We start from the raw sequence: 14,588 nt of genomic DNA, 5'->3' as shown, positions 1-14,588 counted from the left end.
CGGTAGCGAGGCCTGCCGCTACCGGTAGCACCGTCGGGGACCTATCCGGCGTCCCTCTTGTTGTTGCGCTCCGTAATCGCGGTGGCGAGGTCGTCGCGCTTGATACCGCGCTTGTTGACCTGCTCGCCGTCGACGCGGCGGCTGATCTGGACGGTGTTGATGCCGAACGGCTTGAGGGCGGCGGTGAGCGCTTCGGCCTTGGGCTTGGGCTCCAGTTCGGCCCACGGCCCGTAGACCTCCGGGCGCAGGTCAGCAAGGCGGTCCACAATGGTTTCGGACCACACCTTGGCCTCGCCCTTGCCGAGCACGGCCGCGACGTCGTCCAGGATCGTCGCGGACGTCTCCGGGGCCGGGGCCTCGCCGGCCGCGTCGCCGGACAGCGTGCCCTCCGCCTCGCGCAGCGCGGCGGCACGGGTCAGGATGCGTTCGGCGTCGCGGCCGTCGGCGAGGTAGGTGCGCACGATCCCCGCGTCGTCGGACATGCCCTTGAGTAGACCGACGCCCTTGTGGGACTTGAGCAGCTTGGACGCGTCCAAGCCCTCGGAGTACGAGCCCGCGCCAAGGATGACGTCAGAGACCTGGTAAGCGCCGACCCGCAGGGCGAACCGGGCCTGGTGCTGGTCACGCAACTCGGAGGGGCATGCCTTGTCGTCCGGCTTCTGCGTCGACGTCATCACCGAGACACCGACCGCGGGGGCGACCCGGGCGAGGTAGACCAGCAAGGACAGGATCTCCTTGCCGTGCTCGGGGTGGGTCAGGTACTCCTGCACCTCATCCACCACGAATAGCGTGAGCGGCATGTTCAGCTTCTTGTCCCGGCTGATCTCCGGGGTGAGCTTGCCCTCCGGGCAGACGTGCAAGGGCAGTTCGGACAGCCGGTGGTAGCGGTCTTCGACGTCCGCCTTCAACTCCCGCAGCGAGGCGAGCAGATGCTGAACCGGGTCGAACCCGTTCTTCGGCACGATCCCGAACCCGATCCGGTGCGCGACCAGCGCGAACTTCCGCCAGTCCGGCGACGCCTTCCCGTCGAACAGGTACAACCTGACGTACGGGTCCAGCGCGGCGGCGAGCGCGATGGTGCGGGCGGAGAACGTCTTGCCCTGACGCGGCACGGCACCGACCAGCAGCGACAGCCACAGCATCGTGGCCATGACCGGGTTGCCGCGCTCGTCCACGCCCCACGGGAACGGCTTCCAGAAGTCCACCCGGGTCGCCCCCAGCAACGGCGACTTGCCCGACGGCACGGCGAGCGGGTCACGGTCGGCGATCCAGTACGACACCCGCCGCCCGCTCGTCTCGTCCTTGTCCAGGAAGAGTTGGGTCGGGGCGATGTCCATACCCGAGGCGAGCCGCGCGTGAGCCTTCACCGCGTCCTCGAACGTCTTGCCGTAGGGCAGGTCCACCACGACCCGCCAGCCGTCGCCGTCCCGGCCGATGGGACGCGGGAAGGCAACCGACTGGTCGCGGCTGGTTAGCCCGGCCACCTCGTGGGCGCGGATGACGATGTCGGAGGACAGCTTGCGCTTGCGAAACGTCACCTTGGCCATGTCGATGAGCGGCCGGTCGGCCGGTGCCCCCACCGCCCCGAGGGTGGTGGTCAGCGTCGCCACGACCAGTGCGAGCAGCCACGACGGGGCCATGACATAGAGGGTCAGCGCGGCGGCGAGGCCGATGAATCCGCCGATGGTCGCCACGATTCCCCGCAGCCTCACGCGGTCGTTGCGCTGCCGCGACAGCTTCAGGTAGTCCGCCGCGTTCTCGTCGGCCACGGCCGCCAGGCGCAGCGACTTGCCTTCTGCGTCCGACACCCACCGGCCGATCGCGGTGGACCACCGCCACGCGCCGCGCGGCGAGTACATGCAGATCTTCGGGGTGTAGACCAGCGGCAGCCGGATCGCGTGATACCCGGCCACGGCGGAGTAGTGCCGGATCGCCCACTTGCGGACGGCCGTGCGCTGGTCGGGGAGCTTGACCCAGTCTGGCAGCACCGGCAGACGGGCCTTGTCCTTGGCCTCCATCCATTCCGCGACCGAGGGCGGGTAGACCTCGCGCGGCGGGTCGACCGGCGCCCCGTCACTCAGCCCTTCGGCCTCGGGGTCGTCGGTGTCGGGGAGTTCGGCCTCCCACTCCCCCGGCTTCACCACACCCTCGCTCGGGGCGGTCGGGGCGGGGTCGGTGGTGGTCTTGATCAGCGGGAACGGCAGCACGTCGGCCGTCGACTGTTCGGTGCCCTCCGGGTCCCCGGGGGGCGTGAAGGCGGTGGTTTCCGTCACGATGTGCGTACTCCTTCGGGAGTCGAAGGGTCCGGCCAGCTTGCTGTGGAAGGTCGGGCGGCCGGACCCGGGATGCAGGGCGGTTCAAGCGACGCGCTGTTCTTCGGGATAGGCGCAGGTCACGCAGGTTCCGAGCGTGGGCGGGATGACGTATCCGGCGTCCCGGCGGCACTCGGGGCAGGTGCGGCGGGCCCGCATCATCGCGGCATGGGCCCGCCACCGGCCCGCTGTCATCGGCCGGACCGGCTTCGCAAGGTCGACGCGGTACAGGTAGGCGACCAGGGGCGGCCGGCCCCGCCGCCGGGGGCGTTCGATCTGGGCGGCGACGTCCTGACCGCCGGGGCGCAGGTTGCGGGCCCGCAGTTGGCGGCGGGTGGCGTAGCCGTCGGGGGCGAGGTGCCACCGGTAGACCGGCAGCGTGCTCACGCCGCGCCGCGCCGTCCGGGGCGGCGGCCGGCCACCGATCCGAGCAGCCGCCCGAGGCGGGCCCGGCGGGGGCCGGACTGGCCGGACCGTTTGGCGGCGTACATGGCCTCATCGGCGCGGCGCAGCAGCGTCGACAGGTCCTCGCCCGGATGGTCACCGGCCCGTACCCACCCCAGGGACACCGTGGTGTGCACGTCGGGGGCGGTGTCGGCTGGCCGGGCCAGGACCCGGGCTAGGGTGTGCAGCCGGTCCGGCATCGTGCCGTCGCGGTCGATGACCACGGCGGCGAACTCGTCCCCACCGAGCCGGCCCGCGACACCGCCGGGGGTGGTGCCGTGGGCGAGGCGGGCGGCGACGGTGGCGAGCAGCGCGTCACCGGCCGCGTGGCCGTGACGGTCGTTGATCTGCTTGAAGTGGTCGACGTCGGCCAGCACGACCACGGCGCGGGAGTCGCGCAGCAGGCGGCGGGCCCGGCGGGTGAATGCGTCCCGCGTCCACAACCCGGTGAGCGGGTCACGGCGGGCCGTGGTCAACCGTGAGTGCAGCCACCGGGCATGGACCGCCCACCCGAGAGCGGGCACGGCCGGTAAGAGCGCGGCGAGGCTGCTCACGGCGTCACCGCCACGGTGGCGCGTTCGGCGAGCAGCGCGTCACGCAGCATGCGGGCGTTGGCGGGCGAGGTGCGCAGGGCCCGGCGGATACCCTCCCCGGTCACCTCAGCGTCCGTCCATCCGGCCGTCGCCTTCCGCGCTTGCTCCATGAGCTGTTCGGGGGTGCGGCGGGTGGGGGTCGACTTGGCGGCGACCGGGACACGGCCCGTCGCCCGACGGGGCGGGGTCGACGCGGCCGGCACCGGACGGGCGGGCGCCGGAGCGATCGGAACTGGCTTCACGGCCGGGGCGACGGCGGGCATCGGCTTCATGCCGACACCCGACTTGCCGAGGTCGACCGGCGCCGGATCGGGCACCGAAAGCCGCGTGACCACGACCGTGGGCGTGCTCGATACGGGCAGGTCAGAGGTAGACCGTTCTCGACTATTTCCGATCGATTCCTCCGCATTTGCGATCACGGCGGGGATCGCGGCGGGCGTGCCGAACATCGAGGCGAGAGCCGCGTCCGCGCCGTCCGTGATCCGGTCGCGCTGCACGTCCAACAGCCTCGATCCGAGCACCACGTCACCGACACCGACCTTGCGGGCCAACCGCCACGACGCCCGATCCGAGCGCTTACGAACCCGGCTCACCGGGTGATGGGCGGCACGCGCCCGGTGGTAGGCGAGGGCCTGCACGATGTCGGCGGTGCGCTGCTCGTGTTCCGCGTCGCGTCCGTCCGTGTGGACGACGATCCGGCGGGCCAGGAACGCCATGCCCTCCGCCGACACCGACATGCCCAGCGGGGTCAGGGCATAGATCACGGTGCGGCCGGGGTCGGGTGCGGCCATGGCGCCCATGACGGCAGCGGCGGCCGGCAGCGCCCACAGCCCGATCCGCACGACGCGCGGCGAGGACTGCCCCAGCAGGGTCAACCCCAGCAGGACCAGGGCGAGAACGGCCGTGGCGCCTTCACCGGCCCCCAGGGCACCGAGCGCGGTCCCCGTGCCGTAGGCGTGACCGATGTTGCTGTACGTACCGAACCCGCCGACCACACCCGTGGCCAGCATCGGCAAGAACGCAGCCGTCAGAACACCGATCTGAGTCCACGTCAGAGGCCTACCGGTCCCGCTCATGCCGCACCCCCCGTCGTGGTCGTGACGGCGGCCGGGGCGTCCGCGTAGGCGGTCAGCGTGACGTCGGCACCGCCGTAGGGGCCGGTCGCACGCAGGACGCGGGTACGGCCGTTGCCCTGGACGCGGAAAGTCACCTGGTCGGGGTCGATGCCGAGCGCTTCCCGCCACAGCTCGAACACGTTGAAGGTGTCGCCGGTCAGGTCCACGTCGTGCAACGAGAGCTCCAGCCGCTCAGGTTCGATGGGCGTCAGGTGCACGAACGGGGCCGGCAGATGCGCGCACTCGGCAGCGATGAGCCGCAACACCCGCAGCGCGGGCGTCATCTCTTCCAGGGTGAGGGCGTAGCTCATGCCGCTTCCCCCGTCCCCGGCCGGTAGCCGCGAGCGGCGCGCAGGAACGGCACCGTGCGGGTCAGGGCGTCGGCGTACAGGGCGTCCCAACCGGCGATCTCGTCACCGGCCTCCGCCTCCGCCCGCAGGTCGGCGAGGATGTCACGGGCCGCGTCCTCGCGGGCGGCCCGCTCGCCGTCCGTCTCGAACTCCAGCGGGCCCCGGAACAGGTCGACGTCGATGCCGAGCGCCAGTTCCGCGAACTCCGTGTCGCCGTGCGCTTCCTGGCCAGCGACGAACATGCGCATACGCATGGTGGATCTCTCCTTGAACGTCGGGATGGAGATCCGGCGCGGCGGGCTGTCCTGTCCGGGAGTGCCGCCACGACCGGAGATGAGGCCAACGCCGCGCGTCACGGCGGACCAAGTGCCCCGGGCCGGCTTCGAACCGGCGCCCTTCACGGCTGGTTGCCGGGGCGGTGGAGCGAGAGGGGTCAGCGCTGGACGACGTCCTTGCCCATGTCGCGGTGGCGGACGTTCACCGTGTGGCCGGCGGCGGTCAGCCGGTCGGCGAGGGCGCGGGCGAAGGTGGGTGCGCGGTGGCGGCCGCCGGCGCAGCCGTCGGCGATCGTCACGGTTCCGGCGCTGGGACCGGCCGCGAACGCGGCGACCGCCCTTGCCGTGGCGTCGACCAGAGCAGCGATACCGGGGGTGGCCATCACGGCGGCCCGTACCGGCTCGTCGTCAGCGGTCATGTAGCGCAGTTCCGGGCTGACGTGCGGGTCACGGAAGTGGTGGCGCAAGTCGATGGTGAGATGCGCCGCCGGGGGCGCATCGTGCAGGTAACCGAACGAGACGATCTCAACGTCAATGCGGGTCACGCTCACTCCTGACTACGTCGGGACAGAGAGATCCGGCGCGGCGAGCTGTCCTGTCCGGGAGTGCCGCCACGACCGGAGATAAGGCCAACGCCGCACGTCGCGATGGGCCAAGTGACCCCGGGCGGACGTCGAATCCGCGCCCTCACGGCTGGATACCGGGGCCGACGGTCAACACCCGGCCGCCACGGGGGCGGGGTCAGGCCCCGCCAATCTCAAAGCACTCTGTTGAGTTCTGAAGGAACAGGCGTTTCCTTCGTACTCACCCCCTCGGGCTTTCCTCCGGACGCTGTTTGTGCAGGTCAAGCGGTTTCCCCTTGAGTCGGGGCGACCTCTTACTGACTAGCTTGCACTAGTCTGCTGTGGTGCACAACCCCTGCGAGGTGATGCGCACTAGTTCGCTGTGGTGGGTACCCTCAAGGCATGACTGCCGCAGGAGGGCCCAAACCGAAGGCTGTGCAGGTCGCAGACGCGCTGCGCGACGACATCAAGAAGATGCAGCCGGGGGAGAAACTCCCGTCTCAGCGCGAGCTGATGGACCGCTTCGGATACGCCAGCCAGACCATCCAGAACGGACTAGCCGCACTCCGGACCGAAGGGCTCATCGTGTCGGCGGGGAACCTGGGCAACTTCGTCAGTGACGGGTCTGCCACGGGTGGCGACGTACGTGACGACATCAAGGAAATCCGCTCCCAACTCAAGGCGTTGACCGAACGGCTCGAAGCGCTGGAAGGCCGCTCCGTACCGGGTGGCGCTTGATCTGCAACCAGCATGGGAGTAACGGAGTGTGTGAGGTAAGTGACAGCCAGGGGACGGCGAATGGGAGGTGGGGACATGTCCAGTGACACCCCTCTGTCCCCTTCCCTGTCCCCCCTGCCCGCGCGCGAGACTCGGAGTAGGCACTCGGAGGAGGGCGCATGACTGACGACAGGCCCGCATGGGCGCGACGCATGGCCGCCGAACGACAGGCGCGCAACTGGTCACAGCGTGACGCGGTCAGGGCCCTACGTGCGCACGCACCCACAGAGCTGCCGGCCGAGGACAGCATGATTCGACAGTGGAAGCGCTGGGAGTCCGGCCAGACACCGAACGACTTCTATCAACCGATCATCGCGGCAGTGTTCGGCACGGTGACACACGCCCTCTTCCCTGTTCCGTCACGCCGGGACGGTGACAAGGAGATCTTGACGGCGAGCGGGATGGAAACTCTGGAGATCGTGAGTCGCCTGAACCGGTCCGATGTCGACGCAGCAACCCTCGATGCCCTCCGGATCACCACTGACCGTCTCTGCTCTGAGTATCCCTACATGCCAAGCGGTCAGCTCCTCATTGAGGGGCGTCAGTGGCTTCGCCGCGTCGTTGACCTGACCGGGAAGAACCTCACGCTCGCCCAGCACCGGGAAGTACTCGCACTGTCGGGCTGGCTAGCCTTGCTGGTCGGATGCGTCGAGTACGACACGGGAGACCGTCACGCGGCCGAGTCGACGCGGCGTGCCGCCCTGTCGCTCGCGACGGAGGCAGAGCACCCCGAGGTGGCGGGGTGGGCTCACGAGATGCGGGCGTGGTTCGCCCTCACGACCGGCGACTATCGCGGTGTCATCGCGGCAGCACAGGCCGGATCGGAGGCAGCGCCGAACCACGGCGTTGCCGTGCAGCTCGCGGGCCAGGAAGCCAAGGCATGGGCGCGGCTCGGAGACCGCCGACAGGTTGAGGTGGCCCTGGACAAGGGACGCCGGCTGCTTGAAGGGATGCCGCATCCCGAGAACCTGGACAACCATTTTGTGGTGGACCCCGCCAAGTTCGATTTCTACTCGATGGACTGCTACCGGCTGGTAGGCGAGGACCGGCTTGCTCGGACGCTCGCGGACGAGGTTCTACGTGCCGGAACGGACTTCGACGGCACGGAACGTTCACCCATGCGGAACGCCGAAGCGCGGGTGACGCTCGGAGTGACCGCAGCACGTGAGGGCGACCTCGAACAAGCACTCATCCACGGCGAGCGGGCACTACAAGGCGACCGGCAGTCCGTCCCTTCCCTCATCATGACCAGCCGGGAACTCGCGGCCGTGATGCGGCAGCGCTATAGCAAGGAACCGGCGGCGCAGAACTACCTGAACAATCTGCAAGAGCTGGGCCGTGAGAAGCCGGGATTCCTCCCTTCCTGAGTGGCACAAAATACAACGGGCGCGGCCTCTAAAGGAGACCGCGCCCGTCACATTTTCCGTTCCGCTCGGCCCGTTTCGTGATTTTCTGTGCGCCCGGTAGCCAGTTAACCCGGCCACTAGCTTGGCTGCGGTGCCGGCTTCTTGCGAGGCTTTCTCTTCTTACGCCGAAGCGATCCCTCAGGCATCGGGATGCGCGCCAAAGCTACACCCAGCCCAAGCCGCTGCACTATCCGCGCATTGAAGAGAAGGCTTATCTTGCTGAAGAAAAACAGGGTGTCCGCGAGACTTCCTGTACGATCGTTAGCTATCGCATAAACGATTACAGGGCCGTCGGCGGGCTCCTCTATAACTTCCTGCCAGTACTCCGAGGCATCTCGATAGATGCGATCCTTGTAATCCTGTTCGCCCCTGTAGAGTTCCGCCGAGACGCTACCTTGGCTAAACAAGTGAGAGAGGGTTGCCGAACTCGATTGCTGCTTCACGCAGATTAGGTGCATATCCTTGCTCAGTAGATCGCAAATCTCGATCTTCTGCGAGGGCCCGCCGATGTAGTAATTATCCTTGTCCAGTAGAACCCACTTCCGCTTCTTTGCTACTCGATCGTTATAGTCACCTTCTTTCTCCTTCGGATCCCATTCCTCGAAGTTGAACTCATCCGTCATGTCGGGGATCTTGCGAATGGCATCGTTAACCGACGTGACGTAATCTCTATTTACCTCATACCAATCCCCGAGTGACAGCACGTACGTCTTCCCCGAGTGCTCCAACTCGCAAACCACCCAATCGCGCAGGGTGCGCTTCTTCCCTGACGCCTGGCCTGAATCCGCGATGGGAACAATTTTCGTATCAACTAGGGGGTCTTCACCTTCGTAGCACTCATCCAGGAATCTGTATGCGCTACTCAAAGTAACTTCGTCAAGTTCAACCACTTTCCGTCGGGCAGAAATCTCGAAGTGGTTAACTTGCTCATCGTCAATAATTTGCGGCATTGCTAGCGATATCTTCCCCTCTCTCCGCCCCTTCACCCATTCGAGCAGCATTTCATCAAGGGCCGAAACTACTTCAGAGCCCGCACTGAGGGGTTGGAAGTAATCCAAGAACGGGAAGCCTCTCTTATAATCCGTGGCTTCGTACCGCTCTAGAAGTTCGGTGAGAACATCTGGAAGCCGCTTCAAGGGAGCGGAGAGATTGATTTGAAGCGAGTCCGCTCCGGCCAGGCTGCTGACATAGGAAAGCTTGTCGGTCTTCCCCTGGATTCGACGCACCCAATCCTGCTCCAGGGGGATAGAGAATTCCGAGATTCTACTCCCGGTACTCAGATGGGTACGCTGTTGACGGGTCACCGCGTCAAGGTTGCGCGTATCCACGGTGATTAGGTCATCTTCGTCCACCGAGTTGGCAGAAACTCGCAAACCAAACCCCTTTTCCAGTCTTGCAGGGTCCAGTGCGCTATAACCTGACATACCAAAAGTGAGCGCGAATATTCGCTCGGACACCTTGACCAACAGGACAAACGAAGTTGACGTATTCCAAATATCGGAAACGTCGAAATGAGGCTTCAGAAAGGCGAGCCATTTAGGTTGAGTCGGCTTGTCCTGTTGGATGTACGCCTGCGCGGGGAATCCAAGGGAATCAGTAGGGTCTAGCTCTTCAAGTCCAAGGCTCTCGATATAGACGGGCCTGATGAGTTCAGAGAAATCAGCAACGTCTTCCCGAGCAAGATGCACCGTCAGCTTCATGACTCCCCTTACACGTAGCCCACGCGCGTAACACCCTGACCTTCACGATAAGCGCAGTTGTGTTCAATGGGAAGTGCAAGGATAAAGCACATTAATCGAACGTATTTTCTGTTTCGAAATGGGTTGTGCCGATGGCCAGGCATCCAGTAGCGGCGAGAGAGTCAACAGCCCTGCGCCGGCCTGCGGTTCACATGCCGCTCGGCACGCTTCGCTGCCCTGGTCTTTGTCCAGCACGCCGACGGCCGCCACCGTTCACCGACGTACGCACACCCCAGCTGACCTGCCCCGCGAACCTCAGCGAACGCCTCCGTACAGCCGCGCGGACAGTTGGAAAGCGTGTTGGGGGCATCCACCAATTGGAGCCTCGCATCATCCGGCGACTCGACCCCGAAGGCTGCGCCGGTCGACAGTCCGCCCTCTGACGCCCGTCTCTCCTAGACCCCGTCCCGTCCAGCACTGTTCGTTGTCCCGGTAGCGGTCCCCGAAGTTAACCCTGGCGAAGCCTGGCGAACGGGTGCGTCTGGTCGTGCGGGCCCCTGGCGCGCCGGTAGGTTGCCAGAGGCCGATGTGTCTCTCCTGGAACGCCTGCCGGATCGGCAGGTCCCAACAAGATTGGGAACGCAGAGAGATGGGAGATCGGCGAGATGGAGCGATCGACGAGACGGAGAAGGCGCCGACGGCGACGCCAGTGGGCGGACTGGGTGCAGTTAGCGGCCCTTTTCCTCACGGCGGTCACTGCCATTGCGGGATGCGTTGATCACTTCATGTGACGCGTAAGAGGGTGAGCCGGACGGCCGGTCAGGGCGAGTGGGCCCGACCGCTGCTTACTCGGCCGGACCCACCCTGTCCCCGCGCACTGGCCCGGCCACGGGGTGCATCCCGAGGCCGGGCCTTCTGCGTACGCGGGAAGTCATCGCGTCGGGCGGCTGCTTCGCCCGACGTCACCAGACGAGATAACCGCAAGTCGACGGTGTACTCAAGCATGGTCAAGATACGCTCGGCAGTTTGCCCCACTTTAGGTAGCGAATCCGCCTTGCGAACGGGGTGGCGCGCCAAGTGGCGAAACAGGAATGCGCTGGTCACGGGCTTACGAGGGTAGCGAATCCTGGCGTATCCACATGATCGGCAGAGGCCGGGGGGTCGGTGGCGTCGTCCCTCGACTCTGAACCGCCCGTTGCCCTGGTCTGTCCAGGCTCACAAGGGCGCGGCGCCCGTCTCAGTTTCCGTCTCGTTCGTAGCCGTACGCGGCCGTTCGGGACCGTTCACTCAGCCCGCCGACTTTTACGTCCGCACGGGATTGAACACCGCTGAACGAGTCCGGATCACGCTCTGACCAGCACAGACAGACCTGCAAAGCGAGGCACGTGGGTTCGATTCCCGCCACGGCCTCTGACTGCCTGACCAGGCAGAGCGAGAGGGCGGTGCCTCGGGAGGGGGGCCGCCCTCGTTGGCGTGGTGGCTATGGCTTTCGGGTGTTGAGGTGGCGGCGGGCGCGGGCGTGCAGGCGGGTCAGGAGTTGGAGGGCCTGGGCGGCCGGTGGGGGGTCGGTGAGGTCGGGGGTGAGGGCTACTTCGACGCCTCCGCTGAAGCGGGCGGTGTAGTTGTACATGAAGCCGCACAGGCAGGCCAGGACGGTGCCCAGGAAGATCTCCAGGGAGACGACGCCCGTCGCGATGATCAGGGTCTCCCACGGGTTCGGCCACTCGCCGGGGGCCACGAGGTCCAGCAGCACCGACGTGGCGAGTGCGGCGCCGAGGACGCAGACGCCCAGGCCCGTCAGGAAGAAGAAGCTCATCACGGTGACCGACCACGGGTTGGTCCCGGATATGCGCATGCGGGTGGGGCGACGCGGTGGGCCGTGCGGGAAGTCGTGGTCACGGGGCGGCGCCGGCTGCGGCGAGCCGCGTTCGGGTGCCGTCGGAGTGGGCGCCGTCGGTGACGTCACCATGCGGGACGAGATCCTCGGCGCCGGCTTACGGGCCGTGCCGCGGGTCCTGCTGCGCTTGGTTCGGCTCATGTCCGCTCCCTCGCTGGTCCTCACCTGCGACGTTATGCGGAGGAGTGCGGTCCCGCATCCCTGGCGGTGACGGTGAGTGAGCGGGAGCGCGCCGGCCCGGTTGGTGACGGGCGTTCGGGGTTGTCCCCCGTGCGAGCTACACCCAGGTGTCCACTGAGCGGTGACGATCCCGGGGCGGCGGATCCGTAGCGTTCGGGCCAGTCGCGGCGCTCGGCCGCGGATCCTGTGAAGGAGTCATCATGAGGCTGGTCTGGCAGCTCCTGGCGGTCGCGGCGGTCGCCTTCGTCGGGGGGCAGGGGGTCGCCGCGGTGCAGGGCAACTGGTTCCTCACCCTGGTCCTCGGCCTGCTCACCGCCGTGGTCGCGGTGCTGGTCTACCGGTGGGTGGTACGGCGGACCGAGCACCGGCCGAGCAGTGAAGTGGCGCGGGACGGTGCGCGGGCCGCGTTCGGGCGCGGGGCGCTCATAGGGGTGGCGACCTTCGCGTGTGTCATCGGGAACATCGCCCTCCTCGGGGACTACACGGTCCGTGGCGCGGGGTCGGTGACGGGTGCGGTGGGCCTGGTCGGGTACATGGCCGCCGCCGCGGTGACCGAGGAACTGCTGTTCAGGGGCGTGCTGTTGCGGATCGTCGAGCAGCGCTTCGGGACGTGGATCGCGCTCACGTCGACCGGTGTGCTGTTCGGGATGATGCATCTGCTCAACAAGGACGCGACCGTGTGGGGCGCCCTGGCCATCGCGATCGAGGCCGGCGGCATGCTCGGGGCGGCGTACGTCGCGACCCGCACGCTCTGGCTGCCGATCGGCCTGCACTTCGGCTGGAACTTCGCCGAGTCCGGCATCTTCGGCACCGAGGTCTCCGGCAGCGGCGGAACGCAGAAGGGGCTGCTCGACGCCACCACCTCGGGGGCGGAGCTGGTCACCGGCGGGCAGTTCGGGCCGGAGGCGAGCGTGTACTCGGTGCTGCTGGGGCTGCTGGTGACGGTCGCGTTCCTGTGGCTGGCCAGGCGGCGCGGGCACGTGGTGCCGCGTCGGCGCCGGGACGTGCCGGCCGGTGCCGTCGCTACACTGCCCCGGTGATCGGTCCTCGGCGGGCGCCCGACTGGTGGCACCAACTCGACGTCACGGTACGGGATCTGCCGCTCGGGCTGCTGCTCCTGGCCGGGTCGTTCCTGCCGGCGCTGCACGGCAAGGGCACCCAGGTCGGGGACCTGCCGACCCGCCCCTTCGACGCGCTGACGATCGCGGTGCTGGCCCTGGAGTGCCTGCCGCTCGCGGGGCGCCGCCGGTGGCCGGCCCTCTCGCTGGCGCTGGTGTCCCTCGGCTTCGCGATCGACCAGCTGCGCGGCTACCACTCGGTCGCGGGCACCGCACTCCCGCTCGCCCTGATCAGCACCGGCGCCCATCTGGCACGGCACCGGCGGGCCACCGCGCTGGTGCTCTCCGTCGCCTACGTGCCGTTGGCGGTCGCGCTGTACCGGCTGGGGTCGGGGGGCGAGACGGTGAGCGGGTTCGTGACGTTCTATCTGGTGCTGGTGCTCGCCTGGGGCATCGGGGCGTGGCTGCGCTCCACCCGGGTCGCGGAGGCGGAACGGCGGCGACGGGTCGCCGAGGACACCCGTACCGCCGAACGCACACGGATCGCCCGTGAGTTGCACGACGTGGTGACCCACCATGTGACGGCGATGGTCGTGCAGGCGGAGGCGGCCCGGTATCTGACCGCCGCGCCGGACCGTCTCGACCAGGCGCTGACCGCGGTCACCGACACCGGGCGGCGGGCCATCTCCGACCTGCGCCATCTGCTCGACCTGCTCGATCCCGGCCACGGGGCCGATACCGATCCCCACACCGGTGGCAATGGCGGCAGGACACCGCCGGCCGGCCGGCTGCTCACGCTCGTGGAGCAGACGCGGCGGGCCGGGCAGCCGGTGGAGTTCACCGAGGAGGGCACGCCGACCCCGTCGGCGGGCAGCGCCGACCTGGTGGCCTACCGGGTGGTGCAGGAGGCTCTGACGAACGCCCTCAAGTACGCCCACGGCAGCCGTACTTCGGTCCGGGTGCGGCACGGCGGGAAGGAGATCACGGTGGAGGTCGGCACGGACGGGTCCGGCCCGGCCACGGCGTCCCCGGGCGGGAGCGGGCGGGGCCTGGCCGGTCTCCGGGAGCGCGTGGCCGTGCTGGGCGGCGAGTTCAGCGCCGGGCCCGCGGACGACGGCCGCTTCGTCGTCCGGGCCCGGATACCCGCGGGGAGCCCGGCATGACAGGCGCGACCGGCATGCACGGCGTGAACGGCGTCCCCGGCGCCGACGGTGGCACCGGGATCGGCGCCGGCACCGGGGCCGGCGGTGCCACCGGCGCCGGCGGTGGTGGTGAGGCGCCGATCCGTGTCCTGGTCTGCGACGACCAGGTGCTGATCCGCACCGGGCTGGCGACGATCATCGACGCCCAGCCCGACCTGGCGGTGGTGGGCGAGTGCGGGGACGGGCAGGCCGCGGTCGACCTGGCCGGCCGGCTGCGTCCGGACGTCGTGGTGATGGATGTCCGGATGCCGGTCCTCGACGGGATCGAGGCCACCCGGCTGCTCGCCGGTGCCGGGGTGCCGCATCCGGTGAAGGTGCTCGTGGTGACGACGTTCAACCTGGACGAGTACGTCTACGAGGCCCTGCGCGCGGGCGCCAGCGGCTTCCTGCTCAAGGACGCGCCGCCGGACCGGCTGCTGCACGGCATCCGGACCGTGGCCACGGGCGCGGCCCTGCTGGACCCCGAGGTGACCCGGCAGCTCGTGGGCCGCTACGCCGCCCGGATCCGCCCCGCCGACGGCGGCACCCCGCAGAACGTTCCGCTGACCCCGCGGGAGCTGGAGGTGCTGCGGCTGATCGCGGACGGCCTCTCCAACGGAGAGATCGCGGCGGCCCTCGTGCTCAGCCCGGAGACCGTCAAGACCTTCGTGTCCCGCATCCTCACCAAGCTCGGTCTGCGCGACCGCGTCCAGGCCGTCGTCTACGCCTACCGCCAGGGCCTGGTGACCTGACCTGAC

General features: G+C 68.3%; 14 protein-coding genes. 5 read left to right on the top strand and 9 right to left on the bottom strand.

The features are described 5' to 3' along the window. Positions 1–41: 41 nt before the first annotated feature. The 7 genes from AB0D74_RS16750 to AB0D74_RS16720 all read right to left on the bottom strand — a co-directional run bounded on the left by AB0D74_RS16750 (position 42) and on the right by AB0D74_RS16720 (position 5,625). Complete coding sequence (locus AB0D74_RS16750; protein ID WP_362586322.1) at positions 42–2,273, bottom strand: cell division protein FtsK; 2,232 nt, start codon at positions 2,271–2,273, stop codon at positions 42–44. An 84-nt stretch (positions 2,274–2,357) separates the two neighbouring features. After that, positions 2,358–2,699: an RRQRL motif-containing zinc-binding protein gene (locus tag AB0D74_RS16745; protein ID WP_362586319.1), complete on the bottom strand. Its 342-nt coding sequence runs from the start codon at positions 2,697–2,699 to the stop codon at positions 2,358–2,360. Beyond that, on the bottom strand, positions 2,696–3,310 hold the full coding sequence (locus AB0D74_RS16740; protein ID WP_362586316.1) for a GGDEF domain-containing protein: 615 nt from the start codon (positions 3,308–3,310) through the stop codon (positions 2,696–2,698). Before AB0D74_RS16740 ends, AB0D74_RS16745 begins: the two co-directional genes overlap by 4 nt. Then, entirely contained in the window at positions 3,307–4,425 is a 1,119-nt protein-coding gene (locus AB0D74_RS16735) for a conjugal transfer protein (protein WP_362586313.1), read from the bottom strand. The genes AB0D74_RS16740 and AB0D74_RS16735 overlap by 4 nt, the downstream gene beginning before the upstream one ends. After that, complete coding sequence (locus tag AB0D74_RS16730; protein ID WP_362586309.1) at positions 4,422–4,775, bottom strand: hypothetical protein; 354 nt, start codon at positions 4,773–4,775, stop codon at positions 4,422–4,424. The genes AB0D74_RS16735 and AB0D74_RS16730 overlap by 4 nt, the downstream gene beginning before the upstream one ends. Further along, positions 4,772–5,062, bottom strand: coding sequence for a hypothetical protein (locus AB0D74_RS16725; protein WP_362586857.1), 291 nt, complete (start codon positions 5,060–5,062; stop codon positions 4,772–4,774). The genes AB0D74_RS16730 and AB0D74_RS16725 overlap by 4 nt, the downstream gene beginning before the upstream one ends. Before the next feature lie 185 nt (positions 5,063–5,247). Then, entirely contained in the window at positions 5,248–5,625 is a 378-nt protein-coding gene (locus tag AB0D74_RS16720; RefSeq protein WP_362586854.1) for an RNase adapter RapZ, read from the bottom strand. A gap of 429 nt (positions 5,626–6,054) precedes the next feature. Between AB0D74_RS16720 and AB0D74_RS16715 the strand changes: the two genes are divergently transcribed. Together AB0D74_RS16715 and AB0D74_RS16710 are read left to right on the top strand one after the other, a co-directional pair. Next, positions 6,055–6,390 (top strand): winged helix-turn-helix domain-containing protein, encoded by a 336-nt coding sequence (locus AB0D74_RS16715; protein WP_362586306.1) that lies wholly within the window; start codon positions 6,055–6,057, stop codon positions 6,388–6,390. A 158-nt stretch (positions 6,391–6,548) separates the two neighbouring features. Continuing rightward, on the top strand, positions 6,549–7,796 hold the full coding sequence (locus AB0D74_RS16710) for an XRE family transcriptional regulator (RefSeq protein WP_362586303.1): 1,248 nt from the start codon (positions 6,549–6,551) through the stop codon (positions 7,794–7,796). Positions 7,797–7,912: 116 nt separating this feature from the next. On the opposite strand, the gene AB0D74_RS16705 is transcribed toward AB0D74_RS16710, so the two are convergent. Next, entirely contained in the window at positions 7,913–9,535 is a 1,623-nt protein-coding gene (locus AB0D74_RS16705; RefSeq protein ID WP_362586300.1) for a DUF6119 family protein, read from the bottom strand. Between the two features lie 1,459 nt (positions 9,536–10,994). Continuing rightward, a complete protein-coding gene (locus AB0D74_RS16700) occupies positions 10,995–11,552 on the bottom strand; it encodes a DUF3566 domain-containing protein (RefSeq protein ID WP_362586297.1) in 558 nt (185 codons plus the stop codon). Between the two features lie 239 nt (positions 11,553–11,791). Here AB0D74_RS16700 and AB0D74_RS16695 point away from each other — a divergent pair, with 239 nt between their 5' ends. Genes AB0D74_RS16695 through AB0D74_RS16685 form a run of 3 tightly spaced genes read left to right on the top strand, consistent with a single transcriptional unit; the run spans position 11,792 to position 14,582 of the window. After that, positions 11,792–12,631 (top strand): type II CAAX endopeptidase family protein, encoded by an 840-nt coding sequence (locus tag AB0D74_RS16695; protein WP_362586294.1) that lies wholly within the window; start codon positions 11,792–11,794, stop codon positions 12,629–12,631. Beyond that, positions 12,628–13,812 (top strand): histidine kinase, encoded by a 1,185-nt coding sequence (locus AB0D74_RS16690; RefSeq protein ID WP_362586291.1) that lies wholly within the window; start codon positions 12,628–12,630, stop codon positions 13,810–13,812. The genes AB0D74_RS16695 and AB0D74_RS16690 overlap by 4 nt, the downstream gene beginning before the upstream one ends. Continuing rightward, on the top strand, positions 13,809–14,582 hold the full coding sequence (locus AB0D74_RS16685; protein WP_362586288.1) for a response regulator transcription factor: 774 nt from the start codon (positions 13,809–13,811) through the stop codon (positions 14,580–14,582). Before AB0D74_RS16690 ends, AB0D74_RS16685 begins: the two co-directional genes overlap by 4 nt. The last annotated feature ends 6 nt before the right edge of the window (positions 14,583–14,588 follow it).

The organism is Streptomyces sp. NPDC048278 (assembly GCF_040652195.1).
In the GTDB taxonomy this organism is placed as follows: domain Bacteria; phylum Actinomycetota; class Actinomycetes; order Streptomycetales; family Streptomycetaceae; genus Streptomyces.
Note: the sequence above shows the minus strand (reverse complement) of the source record. Positions and strands in the feature narration are given on the sequence as shown.

What these genes read in the sequence shown, in the direction of transcription:
- AB0D74_RS16735 (WP_362586313.1), bottom strand. Translation starts at nt 4,425, where the DNA reads ATGAGCGGGACCGGTAGGCCTCTGACGTGGACTCAGATCGGTGTTCTG.
- AB0D74_RS16730 (WP_362586309.1), bottom strand. Translation starts at nt 4,775, where the DNA reads ATGAGCTACGCCCTCACCCTGGAAGAGATGACGCCCGCGCTGCGGGTG.
- AB0D74_RS16725 (WP_362586857.1), bottom strand. Translation starts at nt 5,062, where the DNA reads ATGCGCATGTTCGTCGCTGGCCAGGAAGCGCACGGCGACACGGAGTTC.
- AB0D74_RS16715 (WP_362586306.1), top strand. Translation starts at nt 6,055, where the DNA reads ATGACTGCCGCAGGAGGGCCCAAACCGAAGGCTGTGCAGGTCGCAGAC.
- AB0D74_RS16710 (WP_362586303.1), top strand. Translation starts at nt 6,549, where the DNA reads ATGACTGACGACAGGCCCGCATGGGCGCGACGCATGGCCGCCGAACGA.
- AB0D74_RS16705 (WP_362586300.1), bottom strand. Translation starts at nt 9,535, where the DNA reads ATGAAGCTGACGGTGCATCTTGCTCGGGAAGACGTTGCTGATTTCTCT.
- AB0D74_RS16700 (WP_362586297.1), bottom strand. Translation starts at nt 11,552, where the DNA reads ATGAGCCGAACCAAGCGCAGCAGGACCCGCGGCACGGCCCGTAAGCCG.
- AB0D74_RS16695 (WP_362586294.1), top strand. Translation starts at nt 11,792, where the DNA reads ATGAGGCTGGTCTGGCAGCTCCTGGCGGTCGCGGCGGTCGCCTTCGTC.
- AB0D74_RS16685 (WP_362586288.1), top strand. Translation starts at nt 13,809, where the DNA reads ATGACAGGCGCGACCGGCATGCACGGCGTGAACGGCGTCCCCGGCGCC.